Here is a 15598-nt window from a genome sequence, read left to right on the forward strand (position 1 = left end):
GACGCTTGCAGGCCGGTTGTCATTTTGCGACATCGAGTGCCGACATCAGCCACAATCGCGTCGCGAAAGAGGATTATGAGCCTGATGGAAAAGACAACACAAGGCCGATGGCCGCATGCCCGGAGGACATCCAATGCTTTATATCCTGCACAACAAGAATGGCCTGAACATCGCCTGGAACGGCCGCGCTCCGAAGAACGCCTCGCGGCTGCACTGGGAAGAGCTTGTCCCGCGGAGGGCGATGTTCGCCGGACGCAACGGTCGATCCAAATAATCGATCCGGTTCGAGGCCTTGTCCGGACGGACGAACAAAAAAACGGCGCGACCTGACGGTTCGCGCCGTTTTTTGGAGAACTCAAGCACCCCGGTACGCAAAACCAGATCCGGGGCGCAGGCGGCAAAAACGCGCCGCGTGGGATAACAATTAGCCGCCTCGCGGTTACCCAAGCGTTATTTTTTCGCGCTTGCCGACAGTTTTTTTCGTTTTTTTGAGATGCTGCTTCAGACCGTCGGACGGCCTGGAAAATGCCGTTTGTGGAACAGATAAAGTCTCTTTTCGCAGCGCATTTTCACAGCCGTGCGTTCCTGGAGGGCCGTCCGCCTATCTCTTGTGCTGTCTGCAATGTTCTGTAACGGCAATTTGAAGCAAAATGAGGCGTTACAAGGGCTTGCGGCATGTGCGGCCCGGTCCGGCCGCTGTCCCGGGAGGTTGATTTCTTCCGGGGAACCCGTAGGCTGACTGCGGTTGCCCTACGGCTGGAACGGGTTGCATCTCCATCCGATGCGCCCCAACGATAATCGCCGATGCAGCCATGCGGAAGCCCAGCCGTTCTTGACCCGGCTGTGCGGCCTGCCCTCTCGCAATTGGCCTGATCGGGAAGCGCAGTAGCCCGACATGCCCGTCCAGAATGCTGCAAGAGATTAAGACTGGGAGGTCTTAAACCATGAAGAAGCTCCTCGCCTCCACTATCCTCGCCGCCGGCCTCTATGCGGCTGCCGGGTCCGCCCAGGCTGCCGAGTGCGGCGATGTCTCCATCGCGGAAATGAACTGGGCATCGGCGGGCGTTGCCGCCTATGTCGACAAGATGATCCTTGAAAGCGGCTATGGCTGCAACGTGACCGTTGTGACCGGCGACACCATGCCGACCTTCACTTCGATGAACGAGAAGGGCGAACCGGATATCGCTCCGGAACTTTGGGTGAACGCCGTGCGCACGCCGCTCGATGCCGCGATCGGCGAAGGCCGCCTGCTCCAGCTCGCCCCGCTTCTGAGCGACGGCGGCGTGGAAGGCTGGTGGATCCCGAAATTCCTCGCCGACGCCCATCCGGACATCAAGACCGTGCAGGATGCGCTGGCCCATCCGGAACTCTTCCCTGCACCGGAAGATCCGTCCAAGGCCGCCGTGACGAACTGCCCGTCGGGCTGGAACTGCCAGATTTCCACCGCCAATCTCTACAAGGCGCTCGGCGCCAAGGAGAAGGGATTTGAACTGATCGATACCGGCTCGGCCGCCGGTCTCGACGGCTCGATCGCCAGCGCCTTCGAAAAGAAGACCGGCTGGCTCGGCTACTACTGGGCACCGACCGCCATCCTCGGCAAGTACGAAATGGTCAAGCTGTCCTTCGGCGTTGAGCATGACAAGGCCGAATGGGACAAGTGCACCGCCGTTCCGGATTGCCCAAATCCGAAGGTCAATGCCTATCCGGTCTCTGACGTCTTCACCGTCGTCACCAAGCAGTTCGCCGATAAGAACGCCGTGGCCATCGACTATCTGAAGACCCGCAAGTGGGACAACCAGACCGTCGGCAAGGTTCTGGCCTGGATGGACGAAAACCAGGGCACCAACGAGGATGCTGCAAAGTATTTCCTCGAAAACTACGGTGACATGTGGAACACCTGGGTCAGCCCGGAAGTCGCCGAAAAGGTCAAGGCAAGCCTCTGATCGCCAGAAATCGGGACGGGTGCCGGTTGGCGCCCGTCCGGTCTTGCTTCGCAGGCGCATGGCCGCTTTACCGCCATTCAGGCGCCTGCAAGGTCGCAGACAGCACAAATTCCCGATTGGGAATGCTTTAAGGAATTGTCTGTGGTCTTTCCCGTTTTTCGCGGCGGTCGCGAAAAGGCGGTCAGGCTTCCGTTACGAGAAGCCACCCGTCGTTGGATGGGGTAAAAAAGGGGAACAAGATGGCTACCGCTATTTGCAGTTACCTCCCGGAACTGCTCTGTAAATTTCCGTCGATCGACGAAAACCTCATGCGTGAATTCAAGAAGACGGTGGATACCGGCTTCAAGGGCTTCGTGCGCAGCTATGGCGATGTTCTCGACACGGCGCTCGATCCGCTGCAATGGTTCCTGAACTGGCTTCAGAACCTTTTCGTCGACACGCCATGGTTCATCTTTCTGCTGGTGCTGACGACGATCGTCTATCTCGCCAGCCGCAATATCAGGATTACCCTAGGCACGGCGCTTTCCATGATCGTCATCGGTCTTGTCGGATTGTGGCAGGACACCATGATAACGCTTGCCATGGTGACCGTCTGCACCCTGATCTCGATCGTGATAGGCATTCCGATCGGCATCGTGATGGCGCGGTCGAACCGGGTGCAGGGTTTCATCAACCCGATCCTCGACGTCATGCAGACCATGCCGAGTTTCGTCTACCTGATCCCGGTCGTCATGATCTTCGGGATCGGCAAGGTGCCGGGTCTAATCGCCGTCGTGATCTATGCGGTTCCGCCGATGATCCGCCTCACCAATCTCGGTATCCGGCTGGTCGATAAGGAGGTTCTCGAGGCTGCGGATGCTTTCGGCTCCTCCCCCGGACAGAAGCTCAAGAACGTGCAGATCCCGTTGGCGCTGCCTACCATCATGGCCGGCATAAACCAGACGATCATGATGTCCCTCGCCATGGTCGTGGTGGCCTCGATGATCGGGGTCGGCGGCTTGGGCAAGAACGTTCTGCAGGCCATCACCAATCAGTTCTTCACCATCGGCTTCCTGAATGGCTTCGCCCTGGTTGCCATCGCCATCATCTTCGACCGGACGAGCCAGGCTTACGGCAAGCGGCTCCAGAAGCATACGGAGGTCATCCATGGCTAGTCAGGGCATAGAAATCCGCGGTCTCTACAAGATATTCGGGCCTCGCGGCGACGACTATATCGACGCTGTCTACCGTGGCATGTCCAAGGCCGAGCTCAACGAGACCCACGGGCATGTTCTCGGTCTCAAGGACATCAATATCTCGATGCCTGGCGGCGGAATCACCGTCGTCATGGGCCTCTCCGGCTCGGGCAAGTCGACGCTTATCCGCCATATCAACAGACTGATCGATCCGACGGCCGGCGAAGTGCTCTACGACGGCGTCGATATCTGCCGGATGAGCCAGCAGGAATTGCGCGAGTTCCGTCGCCACAAGACGGCGATGGTCTTCCAGAAATTCGCGCTCCTGCCGCATCGCACCGTGCTGGAGAATACGGTCTACGGGCTCGATATCCAGGGCGTGGACCGGTCGGTCAGCGAAAAGACCGCCCGCCACTGGATCGAGCGGGTCGGTCTTGCGGGATTCGAGCGGCATTATCCCAACCAGCTATCAGGCGGCATGCAGCAGCGTGTGGGTCTCGCCCGGGCGCTGACCAACAATGCCGATATCCTGCTGATGGACGAGGCCTATTCCGCTCTCGACCCGCTGATCCGTGTCGACATGCAGAGCGTCTTGCTCGACCTCCAGCAGGAACTGAAGAAGACCGTCGTCTTCATCACCCACGATCTCGACGAGGCTTTGCGGCTTGGCGACAAGATCGCCATCCTTCGCGATGGCGAGGTCATCCAGCAGGGAAGCGGCCAGGATATCGTCCTGTCCCCGGCGGATGATTATATCACCGCCTTCGTCAAGGAGGTGAACCGTGGCCGCGTCATCCGGGTAAGCACCATCATGGCGCCGCTCTCCGGTCCACCGCAAGGTCCTGCCCTCGACGGGGCGACGGTTCTGGAAGCCGCAGCCAAGTTGATGACCGGCGCTGGCCAGACGGTCGCCCATGTGGTTGATGCCTCGGGCCACCCCATCGGCGCTGTCGACCTGCAGGCGATCATTTCGGCCATGGTGACGCCGAGCACTCATCTCGACCGGCCGATCGCCGCCGAATAGTCGGGGGATCGATATTCACTAACCGTAAAGCCCCGCGCGCATCCCGTGCCGGGGCTTTTTCGCGCCAGCCATTGCAGTCATATAAAGATTTCTTTATATGGTGGTGCATATGAGATCAGAGGACAGAACCATGGCGACCGCCACCAATCCGCTTTCCACACTCCTGGCCGAGAAAGGCGTTCTGCTCGCCGACGGCGCCACCGGCACCAATCTCTTCGCTATGGGGCTGGAGGCTGGCGAGGCGCCGGAGCTTTGGAACGAGAGCCAGCCTGAAAAGATCGTCAAGCTGCATCAGGATTTCGTCGATGCGGGCGCTGACATCATCCTGACCAATTCCTTCGGCGGCACGCGCCACCGTCTGAAGCTGCACAAGGCGGAGGATCGGGTTTTCGGGCTCAACAGGAAGGCGGCCGAAATCGCCCGCTCGGTTGCCGACAAGGCGCCGCGCAAGGTGATCGTCGGCGGCTCGGTCGGGCCGACGGGTGAACTGCTGCAGCCGCTTGGCGCGCTGACCTTCGAGGATGCGGTCGCCGCCTTCGCCGAACAGATGGAAGGCTTGAAGGCCGGTGGCATCGATATCGCCTGGATCGAGACCATGTCGTCGCCGGAGGAGATCCGCGCGGCGGCCGAGGCGGCCGTCAAGGTTGGCCTGCCCTACATCTACACCGGCTCCTTCGACACCGCCGGCCGCACCATGATGGGCCTTGATCCCAAGGATATCCATGGTGTTGCAAAGGATATTGGCGATGGTCCGGTGGCTGTCGGCGCCAATTGCGGCGTAGGCGCCTCCGACATTCTGGCCAGCCTTCTGGACATGACGGCCGCCGATCCGGCAGCGACGGTCATCGTCAAGGGCAATTGCGGCATCCCGGAATTCCGTGGCTCGGAAATTCATTATTCCGGTACGCCGCCTCTGATGGCGGAATATGCAAAGCTTGCGCGCGATGCCGGGGCGAAGATCATCGGCGGCTGCTGCGGCACCTCGTGCAATCACCTTGCCGCCATGCGTTCGGCGCTCGACAGCTATACACCGGGGCCCCGTCCGACCATCGAGACCATCGTCGAGCGAATCGGACCGCTGCGCAACAAGACGGCCTCCCAATCGGGTGAGCAGGAAGGCGGCCGTCGCAGCCGCCGTCGTGGCTGATCTGCGGCACCTGGCAATGCCGGCTTTGCCGGCATCGCTCCGTCTGACGGAGGTCCACGGCAAGGCTCGGGCAATCTTCGGATGGTCTTGAAGTGTTCAGGCCGTTGAACCAAACCGACAGCAAGGAGGGAGACAGTCCATGTCCGCCCAGCAGACACGTTTTCCGGATCGCGAAACCGTTGCCGACAAGCTTTCTGGCATGAGTGAGGCCGACCGGAACTTTCTCGCCCTTCTGTTCGAAAACTCGCAGCAGGACGATTGCCTGCTCGAAGGCCTTTACCTCTATCTGGACCGCGCATCCGAGGCCCGGTTCCTGAACAGCCTCAAGCTCGAGCGCTCGGGCGAATGGCTTGGCCAGAATGCACCCTCGCGGCTGCAGATGCGGCTGACGGAGGCCGCACGATCGAGCCAGCATCCCGCCTATATTGCTTTCCGTAACGGCCTGACACGATCCGGCGGTCTTGATCGGGCCTATCCGAAAGCGGCGGTATAACCGTCTTCCTTTTCTTGCGCTTCAGAGAAAATCGTCGTCCGTCCCGCTCGGGTGGCGGCCCCGTTTGTGTGTCCGTCCACCATTACCAAGAATTCACTTCAAACCGGCCGACGACTGTGGGACACAGCGAGTAGGTTCGCGCAACCCGGTTGAGTGCCGATCCCCGGAAAGCAATCTTCAAGGGAAGTTGACACGGGTCAATACCGGCTGCGGTTTCATGCGGTACCGATACGTGAGATAACGAAAACGGGTCAGAAATGAGCAGCGACGACGACAGCACCAAGGCCACCCCAACCCCCGTGGACAGCGGCGACCTCGCAGCCATTCTTGCAAGCGGCGGCAAACGCGGAGGTGGCAGGCGCTGGCTGTGGCGGGGGCTTGCGGCCGCTGCGATCATCGGTGCGGGATATGGCTATTACCTCTACAGCAGCGAGGCGACGGCCTACACTTACACCACCTCTGCAGCAAAGAAGGGAGACCTCACGGTCATCGTGACGGCAACAGGTTCTGTCGAGCCGACGGTGCAGGTGGACGTGTCGAGCGAGCAGTCCGGCACGGTGCGCGAAGTGCTGGCCGATTACAACAGCACTGTTCGGAAGGGCGAGGTGATCGCACGTCTTGACACGGCGAAGTTCGAGGCCGACGTCAAGAGCGCCGAAGCCGCCCTGCTCGCCTCCAAGGCGGCCGTTGCCAAGGCCGTGGCCGACATGAATTCCGCGCAGGTCTCGCTGGAACGGCAAAAAAGCCTGGTCGGCAACCGTGTCTCCACCCAGCAGGATCTCGATTCGGCCCGCTATACCTACGAGGCGGCCGTCGCGACGAAGGAAAGCGCCGAAGCCAACGTTCTCGCGGCCGAGGCGGAACTGGAACAGTCGAGGGTTACCCTCTCGAAAGCGACGATCATATCGCCGATCGACGGTATCGTCCTGTCGCGTGATGTCGATCCGGGCGCCACCGTTGCCGCTTCCCTCGAAGCGCCGACCCTTTTCAACATTGCCGGCGACCTCAAGGAAATGGAATTGCAGGTCGATATCGACGAGGCGGATGTAGGCCAGGTCGCCGTCGGTCAGAAGGCCACCTTCACGGTCGACGCCTTCCCGGACAAGCGCTTTCCCGCGGAAATCACCCAGATCCGTTATGCGTCGGAGACGGTCAATGACGTGGTCACCTATATGGGCATACTGGCGGTGCACAACAACGACCTGCTGCTCCGCCAGGGCATGACGGCCACCGCCGATATCGTGGTGCAGTCGATCAAGGATGCGCTGCTCGTGCCGAACACCGCGCTACGCTATACGCCGCCGGAAAACCTGACGGCGAAGAGCGGCAGCGGAAGTGGCATGTTTAGCCTGTTTCGTCCGCCGCGCATGGGTTCGATCACTGCTCCGGAACCAGAGGGTGGGGCGCGTACCGTCTGGGTCATGCGCAACAATGTTCCGACCGCAATCAACATCGAAATCGGTTCCAGCGACGGACAGAATACGGTCGTGACCAAGGGTGACCTCTCCGAAGGCGATCTGCTGATTACCGACGCCACGGCGAAGAGCGGTTGAAGGCGGCCCCATGGCGACCCCTCCCCTCATCGAGTTCAAGCAGGTATCGAAGACCTACGGACGCGGAGAAGCGACGATCCGTGCGCTGGACCGCATCGACCTGACCATCGAGAAGCATGAGTTCGTGGCGATCATGGGTCCTTCCGGCTCGGGAAAGTCGACCGCCATGAACATCCTCGGCTGGCTGGACGTGCCGACGTCAGGCGAATACCTGTTCCAGGGTATCGCCACCTCGGGGCTGGATCGCAGCCAGCATACGTTGCTGCGCCGCCACATGCTGGGCTTCGTGTTCCAGGGGTTCAACCTTCTCGCCCGCACCTCGGCCGTCGAGAATGTCGAGCTGCCGCTGATCTATCGCGGCATGGAGGCACGCGAGCGTCGGCGTCTGGCGGAAGTCGCGCTGGCGCAGGTCGGCCTTGCGGGGCGCGAACACCATACGACGCAGGAGCTTTCCGGCGGCCAGCAGCAGCGCGTCGCGATCGCGAGGGCGATCGTCACCAGCCCGGCGGTCCTGCTGGCGGATGAGCCCACGGGTAACCTTGACACCAAGACCAGCCGCGAGATCATGGAACTCATCACCGGCCTTAACCGCGAGCAAGGCATCACGGTCATCATGGTGACCCATGAGGACGACATCGCCGCCTATGCCAGGCGCAACCTGCGCTTCGTCGACGGACGTCTCCAGAGCGACAGCCTGAACGGAGTTCGCGCCGATGTTTCTTGAGACCGTAAAACTGGCCCTGAGGGCGATCGGGCGAAACATGCTTCGCTCGTTCCTGACCGTTCTGGGCGTGGTGATCGGCGTTGCCGCCGTCATCGCCATGGTAACGATCGGCAATGGCACGACGGCGCAGGTCTCGGCTGAAATCTCCAAGCTCGGCACCAATCTTCTCTTCGTGCGCCCCGGGCAGTTCGGCCCGGGCCGTGCCAGCACGGAAGCGAAGAAATTCACCGAACGGGATATTCAGGCCATCGAGGACCAGGTCGGCGGGCTTCGGGCCGTGGCCGGCGTCAACCAGTCGACCCAGACCGTCATCTTCGGCGGCGAGAACCACTCGACCACGGTCACCGGCACCACCAGCGATTATTTCGTTGCGCAGGATTGGGACCTTGCCAAGGGCCGCTCCTTCCTCGTTTCGGAGGAGCGCGGCGGACAGTCGGTCTGCGTGATCGGCGAAACCATCCGCAATGAGCTGTTCGGTTCGACGCCCGCGCTTGAGCAGAACATTCGCGTCGGCACGATCTCCTGCCAGGTTATCGGCATACTCGCGAAAAAGGGCCAGAGCGGCATGGGCAATGACCAGGACGATATCGTCGTCATGCCCCTCAAGGTCTTCCAGCGGCGCATCGGCGGATCGAGCGACGTGTCGAGCGTGATCCTTTCGGCAAAGGACGGCGTTTCCACCTCCAAGGTGCAGGCCGATGTCGAGCGCTTGCTGCGCGAGCGGCGCAAGATCATCGCCGGTCGCGAGGACGATTTCACCGTCAACGACATGACCCAGATGGCCGCGACGCTCACCGGGACAACCACCTTGATGACCGGCCTTCTCGGCGCGGTCGCCGCCGTCAGCCTTCTCGTCGGAGGCATCGGCATCATGAACATCATGCTGGTGTCGGTGACCGAGCGGACCCGCGAGATCGGCATTCGTCTCGCCATCGGTGCGCTGGAACAGCAGGTGCTGATGCAGTTTCTCGTCGAGGCGGTGACGCTCTCGCTTGCCGGCGGGATCATCGGCATACTGCTCGGCCTCGGCCTCGCCTATGGAGCGGTAAGCTATATGGGTGTGCCTTTCGTCACCAGCCCCTCCATTATCCTGCTGGCCTTCGCCTTCTCTGCCGCAATCGGCATGGTCTTCGGCTATTTCCCTGCGAGACGGGCGGCTCAGCTCAATCCCATCGACGCGCTGAGGCACGAATAGGCGGACGAGTCTGGGGGCCGGCGCGTATCACGCTGCCGTTGCAAGCTGCGCAAGCTGCGTCATCACCATCGCTGCGCCTGCCAGCCGCTTGTCCGGGGTCGGCAGGTCGCGGGTGAGGAAGACGCTCTGGTCCGGGCGGATCTTCGCCATGGTGCCCTGCTTGGCGATGAAGCCGACGAGAGCAGCCGGGTTCGGGAATTCCTTGTTGCGGAACTGCACGACCACGCCTTTCGGACCGGCTTCCAGCTTTTCGACGTTGGCCTTGCGACAGAGCGCTTTGATGTAGACCACCTTGAGCAGGCTCTGCACTTCGGGGGGCAGCGGTCCGAACCGGTCGATCATTTCCGCGCCGAAGGCGTCGATGTCGCCGAGTTCGGTGAGCTCGCCGAGACGACGGTAAAGGCCGAGGCGCAGATGCAGGTCCGGCACGTAGTCGTCCGGGATCATCACCGACGTGCCGACGGAGATCTGCGGCGACCAGCCGGTATCGGCCACTTCGTCCACGCCCTTCACTTCGGCAACGGCTTCCTCCAGCATCTGCTGGTAAAGCTCGAAACCGACTTCTTTGATGTGACCGGACTGTTCCTCGCCGAGCAGGTTGCCCGCGCCGCGAATGTCGAGGTCGTGGCTTGCAAGCTGGAATCCGGCACCGAGCGTATCGAGCGACTGCAGGACCTTGAGGCGACGTTCGGCCGTGGTCGTCAGCACCTTGTTGACGGGAAGCGTCAGGAGCGCGAAGGCGCGCACCTTGGAACGCCCGACGCGGCCGCGCAACTGATAGAGCTGCGCCAGGCCGAACATGTCGGCGCGATGCACGATGAGAGTGTTGGCAGTCGGTACGTCAAGGCCGGACTCGACGATAGTGGTCGACAGCAGCACGTCGTACTTGCCATCGTAGAAGGCGTTCATGATGTCTTCGAGTTCACCCGCCGGCATCTGGCCATGGGCGATGGCGACCTTCAGTTCCGGCACGTCGGACTGCAGGAAGGCCTGGATATCCGCGAGATCGGCAAGCCGCGGGCAGACGTAGAAGCTCTGGCCGCCGCGATAATGCTCGCGCATCAGGGTTTCGCGGATCACGAGCGGATCGAAGGGCGAGATGAAGGTGCGCACCGCCATGCGGTCGACCGGCGGCGTGGTAATCAACGAAAGTTCGCGCACGCCGGTCATGGCAAGCTGCAGCGTCCGCGGGATCGGGGTCGCCGAAAGCGTCAGCACATGCACGTCGGTCTTCAGTTCCTTCAGCCGCTCCTTGTGCTTGACGCCGAAGTGCTGCTCCTCGTCGATGATGAGAAGTCCGAGATTGGCAAACTGGATGCCCGCGCCGAGCAGTGCATGGGTGCCGACCACGACATCGGTCTTGCCTTCCGCAACCTCCTTCTTCACGAGGTTGAGCTCCTTCGTACCCACCAGACGGGATGCCTGCTGCACCCGGATCGGCAGGCCGCGGAAGCGCTCGGTAAAGGTCTTGAAATGCTGGCGGGCAAGGAGTGTCGTCGGAACGACGACGGCGACCTGTATGCCGTTCATGGCGGCGATGAAGGCGGCACGCAGCGCCACTTCGGTCTTGCCGAAACCGACATCGCCGCAGACCAGCCGGTCCATCGGCCGGCCGGCGCCGAGATCGCCCCGCACCGCCTCGATCGCGTTCAGCTGGTCTTCCGTCTCGTCATAGGGGAAACGGGCGGCGAATTCGTCGTAAAGGCCCTCCTGCGTCGTCAGAACCGGTGCGGTGCGTGTCATGCGCTCGGCAGCGACGCGGATCAGGGCGCCCGCCATGTCGAGCAGCCGCTTCTTGAGCTTGGCCTTGCGCATCTGCCATGCGCCGCCACCGAGCTTGTCGAGCTGCGCGTCGCTCGCCTCGGAGCCGTACCGCGACAGAAGATCGATGTTCTCGACCGGAAGGAACAGCTTGGCGTCGTCGGCATATTGCAGTTCGAGGCAGGCATGCGGAGCGCCGGCGGCCTCGATGGTGCGAAGGCCGACGAAACGGCCGATGCCGTGTTCGGCATGAACGACGATCGAGCCCTCGTCGAGGCCCGCCACTTCCGAAATGAAGTCGGCTGCCCGCTTGCGCCGCTTGGAACGGCGCACCATGCGGTCGCCGAGAATGTCCTGTTCGCCGACGACGACGAGATCGCCGGATTCGAAACCGCCTTCCAGGCTGAGAACGGCCGTTGCCGCCTCGCCCTTCTTCAGGCCGTCAATGTCCTTGAGGGCCGTGATCTGCTTGAGATTGGCGAGCCCGTGCTCGGCGAGCACCTGCAGCAATCGGTCGAGCGAGCCTTCCGACCAGCCGGTAATCAGCACCTTGGCGCCGGAAGCCCTCTTATCGGCGATGTATTTCACCGCCTGGTCGAAGACGTTCACACGCGCCTGACCGTCAGCCTCTCCGGCCTCGACCGCATTCTTCGCCCAGCGGGGGCCCGGCCGCGCCGGTATCTCGATCACCCGGCGCGCTTCGCCGTCATGTTCGGCAAAGGGTGTGAGCCGCAGGGGTTCATGGGCATCCAGCATGCGTGCGAATTCGCCGGCGCCGAGATAGAGCCGTTCGGGTGGCACCGGCTTGTAGGGCGTGCCCTGCCCCAGATGCCCCTTGCCGGGTGTCCCGGAATTCAGTCGCGCCTCGTAATAGTCGCGGATCAGCTTGGCGCGTTCTTCCGCCGCTTCCTTCACCGTATGGTCGGTGACGATGCGGAAGCCTCGGAGATAGTCGAATACCGTTTCCAGATGATCGTGGAACAGCGGCAGCCAGTGTTCCATGCCGGCGTAGCGGCGTCCTTCGGAGACGGCGGAATAAAGCGCATCGTCGCGGGTGGCCGCACCGAACAGCGAAAGGTAGTTCTTGCGGAAGCGGCTGATGCTTTCCGGGGTCAGCGTCACCTCGCTCATCGGATTGAGATCGAGGGAACGTGCCTGCCCGGTGGTGCGCTGGCTGGCCGGATCGAAGAAACGGATGCTTTCCAGCGTATCGCCGAAGAAATCGAGGCGGACCGGTTCTTCCGAACCGGGCACGAAGACGTCGAGAATGCCGCCGCGGACGGCGAACTCGCCGACCTCGCGCACGGTCGGCACCCGGTCGAAGCCGTTGCGTTCGAGCCTTGCTGCGATATCGTCCATCCGCACCTGATTGCCGGGCTTGGCGGAAAACGCCAGATGCTCGATCACGTCGGCCGGCGCGAGCTTCTGCAGCATCGCGTTGACGGTGACCAGAACGATGGCCGGGTGCGGCTTCCTCGCATGCGCGATCAGCCCGGACAAGGCGGCGAGACGGCGCGCCGAGACATCGGCCGATGGCGATACTCGGTCATAGGGCAGGCAGTCCCAGGCGGGTAACGTCAGAACCGGAATATCCGGCGCGGCGAAGCCGAGCATCTGTTCGATATCGGCCATGCGCTGGCCGTCCGACAGCACAAAGGCGACAGGCTGCCCCTGCCGCGCAATCTCGGCGATCAGGAACGCGACCATGCCATCCGGCACATGCGAGATCGTCAGCCCGGACCTGGCGGCGGCGATCGTCTTGGCATCGAGTAGCGAGATCATTCCGGGCGTCCGGCGGTGTCCATGGTAACCGGCGAGAAATCTGGGCGACAGGCCATGATCCGCTCGAAGAGCGGGGTCTTCAGGTGATCCGGAACGGGCGCCGCTTCCGTGATCCACTTGATGAGGTCCTGATCTTCCTCGGCCATGATGCGCTCCAGCTCGTCGAGCGTCGCCTCATCCATCGTGCCGATTTCCGCTTCCGCGAACTGTCCGAGGATCAGGTCCATCTCGCGAATGCCGCGATGCCAGCAGCGAAACAGAATGCGACGGCGGCGCGGATCGAGATCGGCACTGCTGAGGGTCAATCCTGTCATGTCGAAACACCTTCCTGTTGATGCGCCTCTATAGCCGCTCGATCGGGAAATGTCAGCCTTGCCAAGGCGGTAATTCTCGGGCCATTTTGGCGCCCATCATGCGGCCAGCGCTTCTCGACCCCCTGTTTTCCTCCGTTGCCTCGCTTTCCGGCGTTGGGCCCAAGCTTGCGCAATTGCTGGCGAGCCTGCTGGGCCGGGAGGACGTCGAGGATGCGCGCGTCGTGGATCTCCTGTTTCTGGCGCCTCACCGGCTGATCGATCGCCGCAACCAGCCCGGCATCGCCCTTGCCCCGCAGGGCGCTATCGTCACCGTGACCGGCCGTGTCGACCGCCACCAGCCGCCGCCGCGCGGCAAGTCCAACATGCCCTATCGCGTCTTCCTGCACGATCCGACCGGCGAACTGGCGCTGACCTTCTTCCGCGCCAAGGGCAACTGGCTGGAAAAGGCGCTGCCGATCGATGAGGAGGTCATAGTCTCCGGCAAGATCGACTGGTTCAACGGCCGTCCCTCCATGGTGCATCCCGACGTGATGATGAAGGCGAGCGAGGCGGAGAACCTGCCGCTGGTCGAGCCGGTTTATCCGCTGACGGCCGGCCTGTCGCCCAAGGTGCTGCGCAAGGCGGTGGAGCATGCGCTGGAGCGCGTTCCCGACCTGCCGGAATGGGCCGATCCCGCCTTGACCGTCCAGCAGTCCTTCCCGACGCCGAGGGAAAGTTTCCGCCAGTTGCATCATCCCCGCGATGCGGCCGACGTCGATCCTCAGGCGCCTGCCCGTCGACGGCTCGCCTATGACGAGTTCCTTGCAGGCCAGGTATCGCTGGCGCTCGTTCGCCAGCGCCTGCGCAAGGTGCCCGGCACGCCGGTTCGTCCGAATGGAGAATTGTCGTCGAAGATATTGGCCGCCCTGCCCTTTTCCCCGACTCGCAGCCAGACGGAAGCGATGGGCGATATCCTCAAGGACATGGGTTCCGATACCCGCATGCTGCGCCTGCTGCAGGGTGATGTCGGCGCCGGCAAGACGCTGGTTGCCCTGCTTGCCATGGCGGCTGTCGTCGAAAGCGGCGGACAGGCGGTGCTGATGGCCCCGACGGAAATCCTCGCCCGTCAGCACTATGCGACGGTCTCGAAATTCGCCGCCGCAGCAGGCCTCCGTATCGAGGTCCTGACCGGCCGCACCAAGGGCCGCGAGCGCGATACGATCACCGAACGCATAGCCTCCGGTGAAGCCCAGATCGTCATCGGTACCCATGCGCTCTTTCAGGACACGGTGAGCTACAAGAACCTCATGCTGGCCGTTGTCGACGAGCAGCATCGCTTCGGCGTGCATCAGCGCCTGCGGTTGACCGCCAAGGGCATCTCGCCCCACATGCTGGTGATGACGGCAACGCCGATCCCGCGCACGCTGGTGCTGGCCGCCTTCGGCGACATGGACGTGTCCAAGCTCACGGAAAAACCCGCCGGCCGCAAGCCGATCCAGACGGTGACCGTATCGAGCGAGCGCACCGGCGAGATCGTCGACCGGCTGCGCGCTGCCATTGCCGATGGCAAGAAAGCCTACTGGATCTGCCCGCTGGTCGAGGAATCCGATGTTTCCGACCTGATGTCGGCCGAGGAGCGCCATGCGGTGCTTTCGAAAGCCATCGGCGCGCCTATCGGTCTCGTCCATGGCCGCATGAGCGGCCCGGAAAAGGATGCGGCCATGCTTGCCTTCAAGTCGGGCGAGACCCGCCTTTTGGTGGCGACCACGGTCGTCGAGGTCGGCGTGGACGTTCCCGACGCATCGATCATGGTGATCGAACATGCCGAGCGTTTCGGTCTGGCACAATTACATCAGCTCCGTGGCCGCGTCGGTCGCGGCGACGAGGCATCGACCTGCATCCTGCTCTACAAGGGACCGCTGTCGGAGAACGGCCGCGCCCGCCTCTCGGTGCTGCGTGACAGCGAGGACGGTTTTCTCATTGCAGAAGAGGACCTGAAGCTGCGGGGCGAAGGCGAATTGCTCGGCACCCGTCAGTCCGGCACGCCCGGCTTCAAGATCGCCAGCCTCGAGGCCCATGCCGATCTTCTGGACATCGCCCGCAAGGATGCGAGCTATCTTCTGGAGCGCGACCCCGATCTGGAAAGCCCCCGCGGTCAGGCAATCCGGGTACTTCTCTACCTCCATCGCAGGGACGAGGCGATAAGGTTTTTGAGGGCGGGCTGACCGCACTACCTCTTTGTGGCTACTCGATTCCCGTACGCGCTTTTGCTTTTATTTTTTGAGGCGTTCCGACTGGGAGATTGTGTCGCCATGGAAAAGGTGAGGGCCGCGAGTGCTGTCGCGGGCGTTATTGCAGCGATCGCTGCCGTTGCATCAGTCGTTGTCGACTACACGGCCATTTTCTCCAACAACGACACCGGTAGTGAATATCGTATCAGTACAGCGGGGAGCGATAGCCCTGTTGTTGTCGGTGCCGGTGGCGATGTGAACATCGGTAGCAAATGAG

The 15598-nt window shown here is 62.3% G+C and carries 13 protein-coding genes; 11 read left to right on the forward strand and 2 right to left on the reverse strand.

The window, feature by feature from the left end; genetic code table 11:
- Nucleotides 1–133: 133 nt before the first annotated feature.
- From J5N58_RS08300 to J5N58_RS08340, 9 genes are all read left to right on the forward strand, one after another.
- Nucleotides 134–274, forward strand: coding sequence for a hypothetical protein (locus J5N58_RS08300; RefSeq protein WP_162757446.1), 141 nt, complete (start codon nucleotides 134–136; stop codon nucleotides 272–274).
- A gap of 670 nt (nucleotides 275–944) precedes the next feature.
- Entirely contained in the window at nucleotides 945–1943 is a 999-nt protein-coding gene (locus tag J5N58_RS08305; RefSeq protein WP_113443767.1) for an ABC transporter substrate-binding protein, read from the forward strand.
- Between the two features lie 239 nt (nucleotides 1944–2182).
- On the forward strand, nucleotides 2183–3097 hold the full coding sequence (locus J5N58_RS08310) for an ABC transporter permease (RefSeq protein WP_112831444.1): 915 nt from the start codon (nucleotides 2183–2185) through the stop codon (nucleotides 3095–3097).
- The gene (locus J5N58_RS08315; RefSeq protein ID WP_113443766.1) at nucleotides 3090–4142 is read left to right on the forward strand and encodes a quaternary amine ABC transporter ATP-binding protein; all 1053 of its coding nucleotides are present in this window, start codon (nucleotides 3090–3092) and stop codon (nucleotides 4140–4142) included. The genes J5N58_RS08310 and J5N58_RS08315 overlap by 8 nt, the downstream gene beginning before the upstream one ends.
- Nucleotides 4143–4272: 130 nt before the next feature.
- Nucleotides 4273–5289, forward strand: a complete 1017-nt coding sequence (gene bmt / locus J5N58_RS08320; protein ID WP_112831442.1) for a betaine--homocysteine S-methyltransferase — start codon at nucleotides 4273–4275, stop codon at nucleotides 5287–5289.
- A 139-nt stretch (nucleotides 5290–5428) separates the two neighbouring features.
- Nucleotides 5429–5782 (forward strand): hypothetical protein, encoded by a 354-nt coding sequence (locus J5N58_RS08325; RefSeq protein ID WP_113438214.1) that lies wholly within the window; start codon nucleotides 5429–5431, stop codon nucleotides 5780–5782.
- A gap of 257 nt (nucleotides 5783–6039) precedes the next feature.
- A complete protein-coding gene (locus J5N58_RS08330; RefSeq protein WP_112831440.1) occupies nucleotides 6040–7335 on the forward strand; it encodes an efflux RND transporter periplasmic adaptor subunit in 1296 nt (431 codons plus the stop codon).
- 10 nt (nucleotides 7336–7345) lie between these two features.
- Nucleotides 7346–8059 carry an ABC transporter ATP-binding protein gene (locus tag J5N58_RS08335; RefSeq protein WP_112831439.1) on the forward strand — a complete coding sequence of 238 codons (714 nt, stop codon included), beginning with the start codon at nucleotides 7346–7348 and terminating at the stop codon, nucleotides 8057–8059.
- Nucleotides 8049–9254 (forward strand): ABC transporter permease, encoded by a 1206-nt coding sequence (locus tag J5N58_RS08340; RefSeq protein WP_113443764.1) that lies wholly within the window; start codon nucleotides 8049–8051, stop codon nucleotides 9252–9254. The genes J5N58_RS08335 and J5N58_RS08340 overlap by 11 nt, the downstream gene beginning before the upstream one ends.
- A gap of 27 nt (nucleotides 9255–9281) precedes the next feature.
- Here J5N58_RS08340 and mfd read toward each other — a convergent pair whose 3' ends face one another.
- Nucleotides 9282–12797 carry a transcription-repair coupling factor gene (gene mfd / locus J5N58_RS08345; RefSeq protein WP_244710428.1) on the reverse strand — a complete coding sequence of 1172 codons (3516 nt, stop codon included), beginning with the start codon at nucleotides 12795–12797 and terminating at the stop codon, nucleotides 9282–9284.
- Nucleotides 12794–13111, reverse strand: a complete 318-nt coding sequence (locus tag J5N58_RS08350) for a succinate dehydrogenase assembly factor 2 (RefSeq protein ID WP_112831435.1) — start codon at nucleotides 13109–13111, stop codon at nucleotides 12794–12796. Before J5N58_RS08350 ends, mfd begins: the two co-directional genes overlap by 4 nt.
- 98 nt (nucleotides 13112–13209) lie before the next feature.
- Here J5N58_RS08350 and recG point away from each other — a divergent pair, with 98 nt between their 5' ends.
- Together recG and J5N58_RS08360 are read left to right on the forward strand one after the other, a co-directional pair.
- Nucleotides 13210–15315, forward strand: a complete 2106-nt coding sequence (gene recG / locus J5N58_RS08355) for an ATP-dependent DNA helicase RecG (protein ID WP_112831434.1) — start codon at nucleotides 13210–13212, stop codon at nucleotides 15313–15315.
- A gap of 87 nt (nucleotides 15316–15402) precedes the next feature.
- A complete protein-coding gene (locus J5N58_RS08360) occupies nucleotides 15403–15597 on the forward strand; it encodes a hypothetical protein (protein WP_244710430.1) in 195 nt (64 codons plus the stop codon).
- Nucleotide 15598: the final 1 nt, after the last annotated feature.

The organism is Paenirhizobium cremeum, assembly GCF_022884085.1.
Classification (GTDB): Bacteria; Pseudomonadota; Alphaproteobacteria; order Rhizobiales; family Rhizobiaceae; genus Allorhizobium; species Allorhizobium cremeum.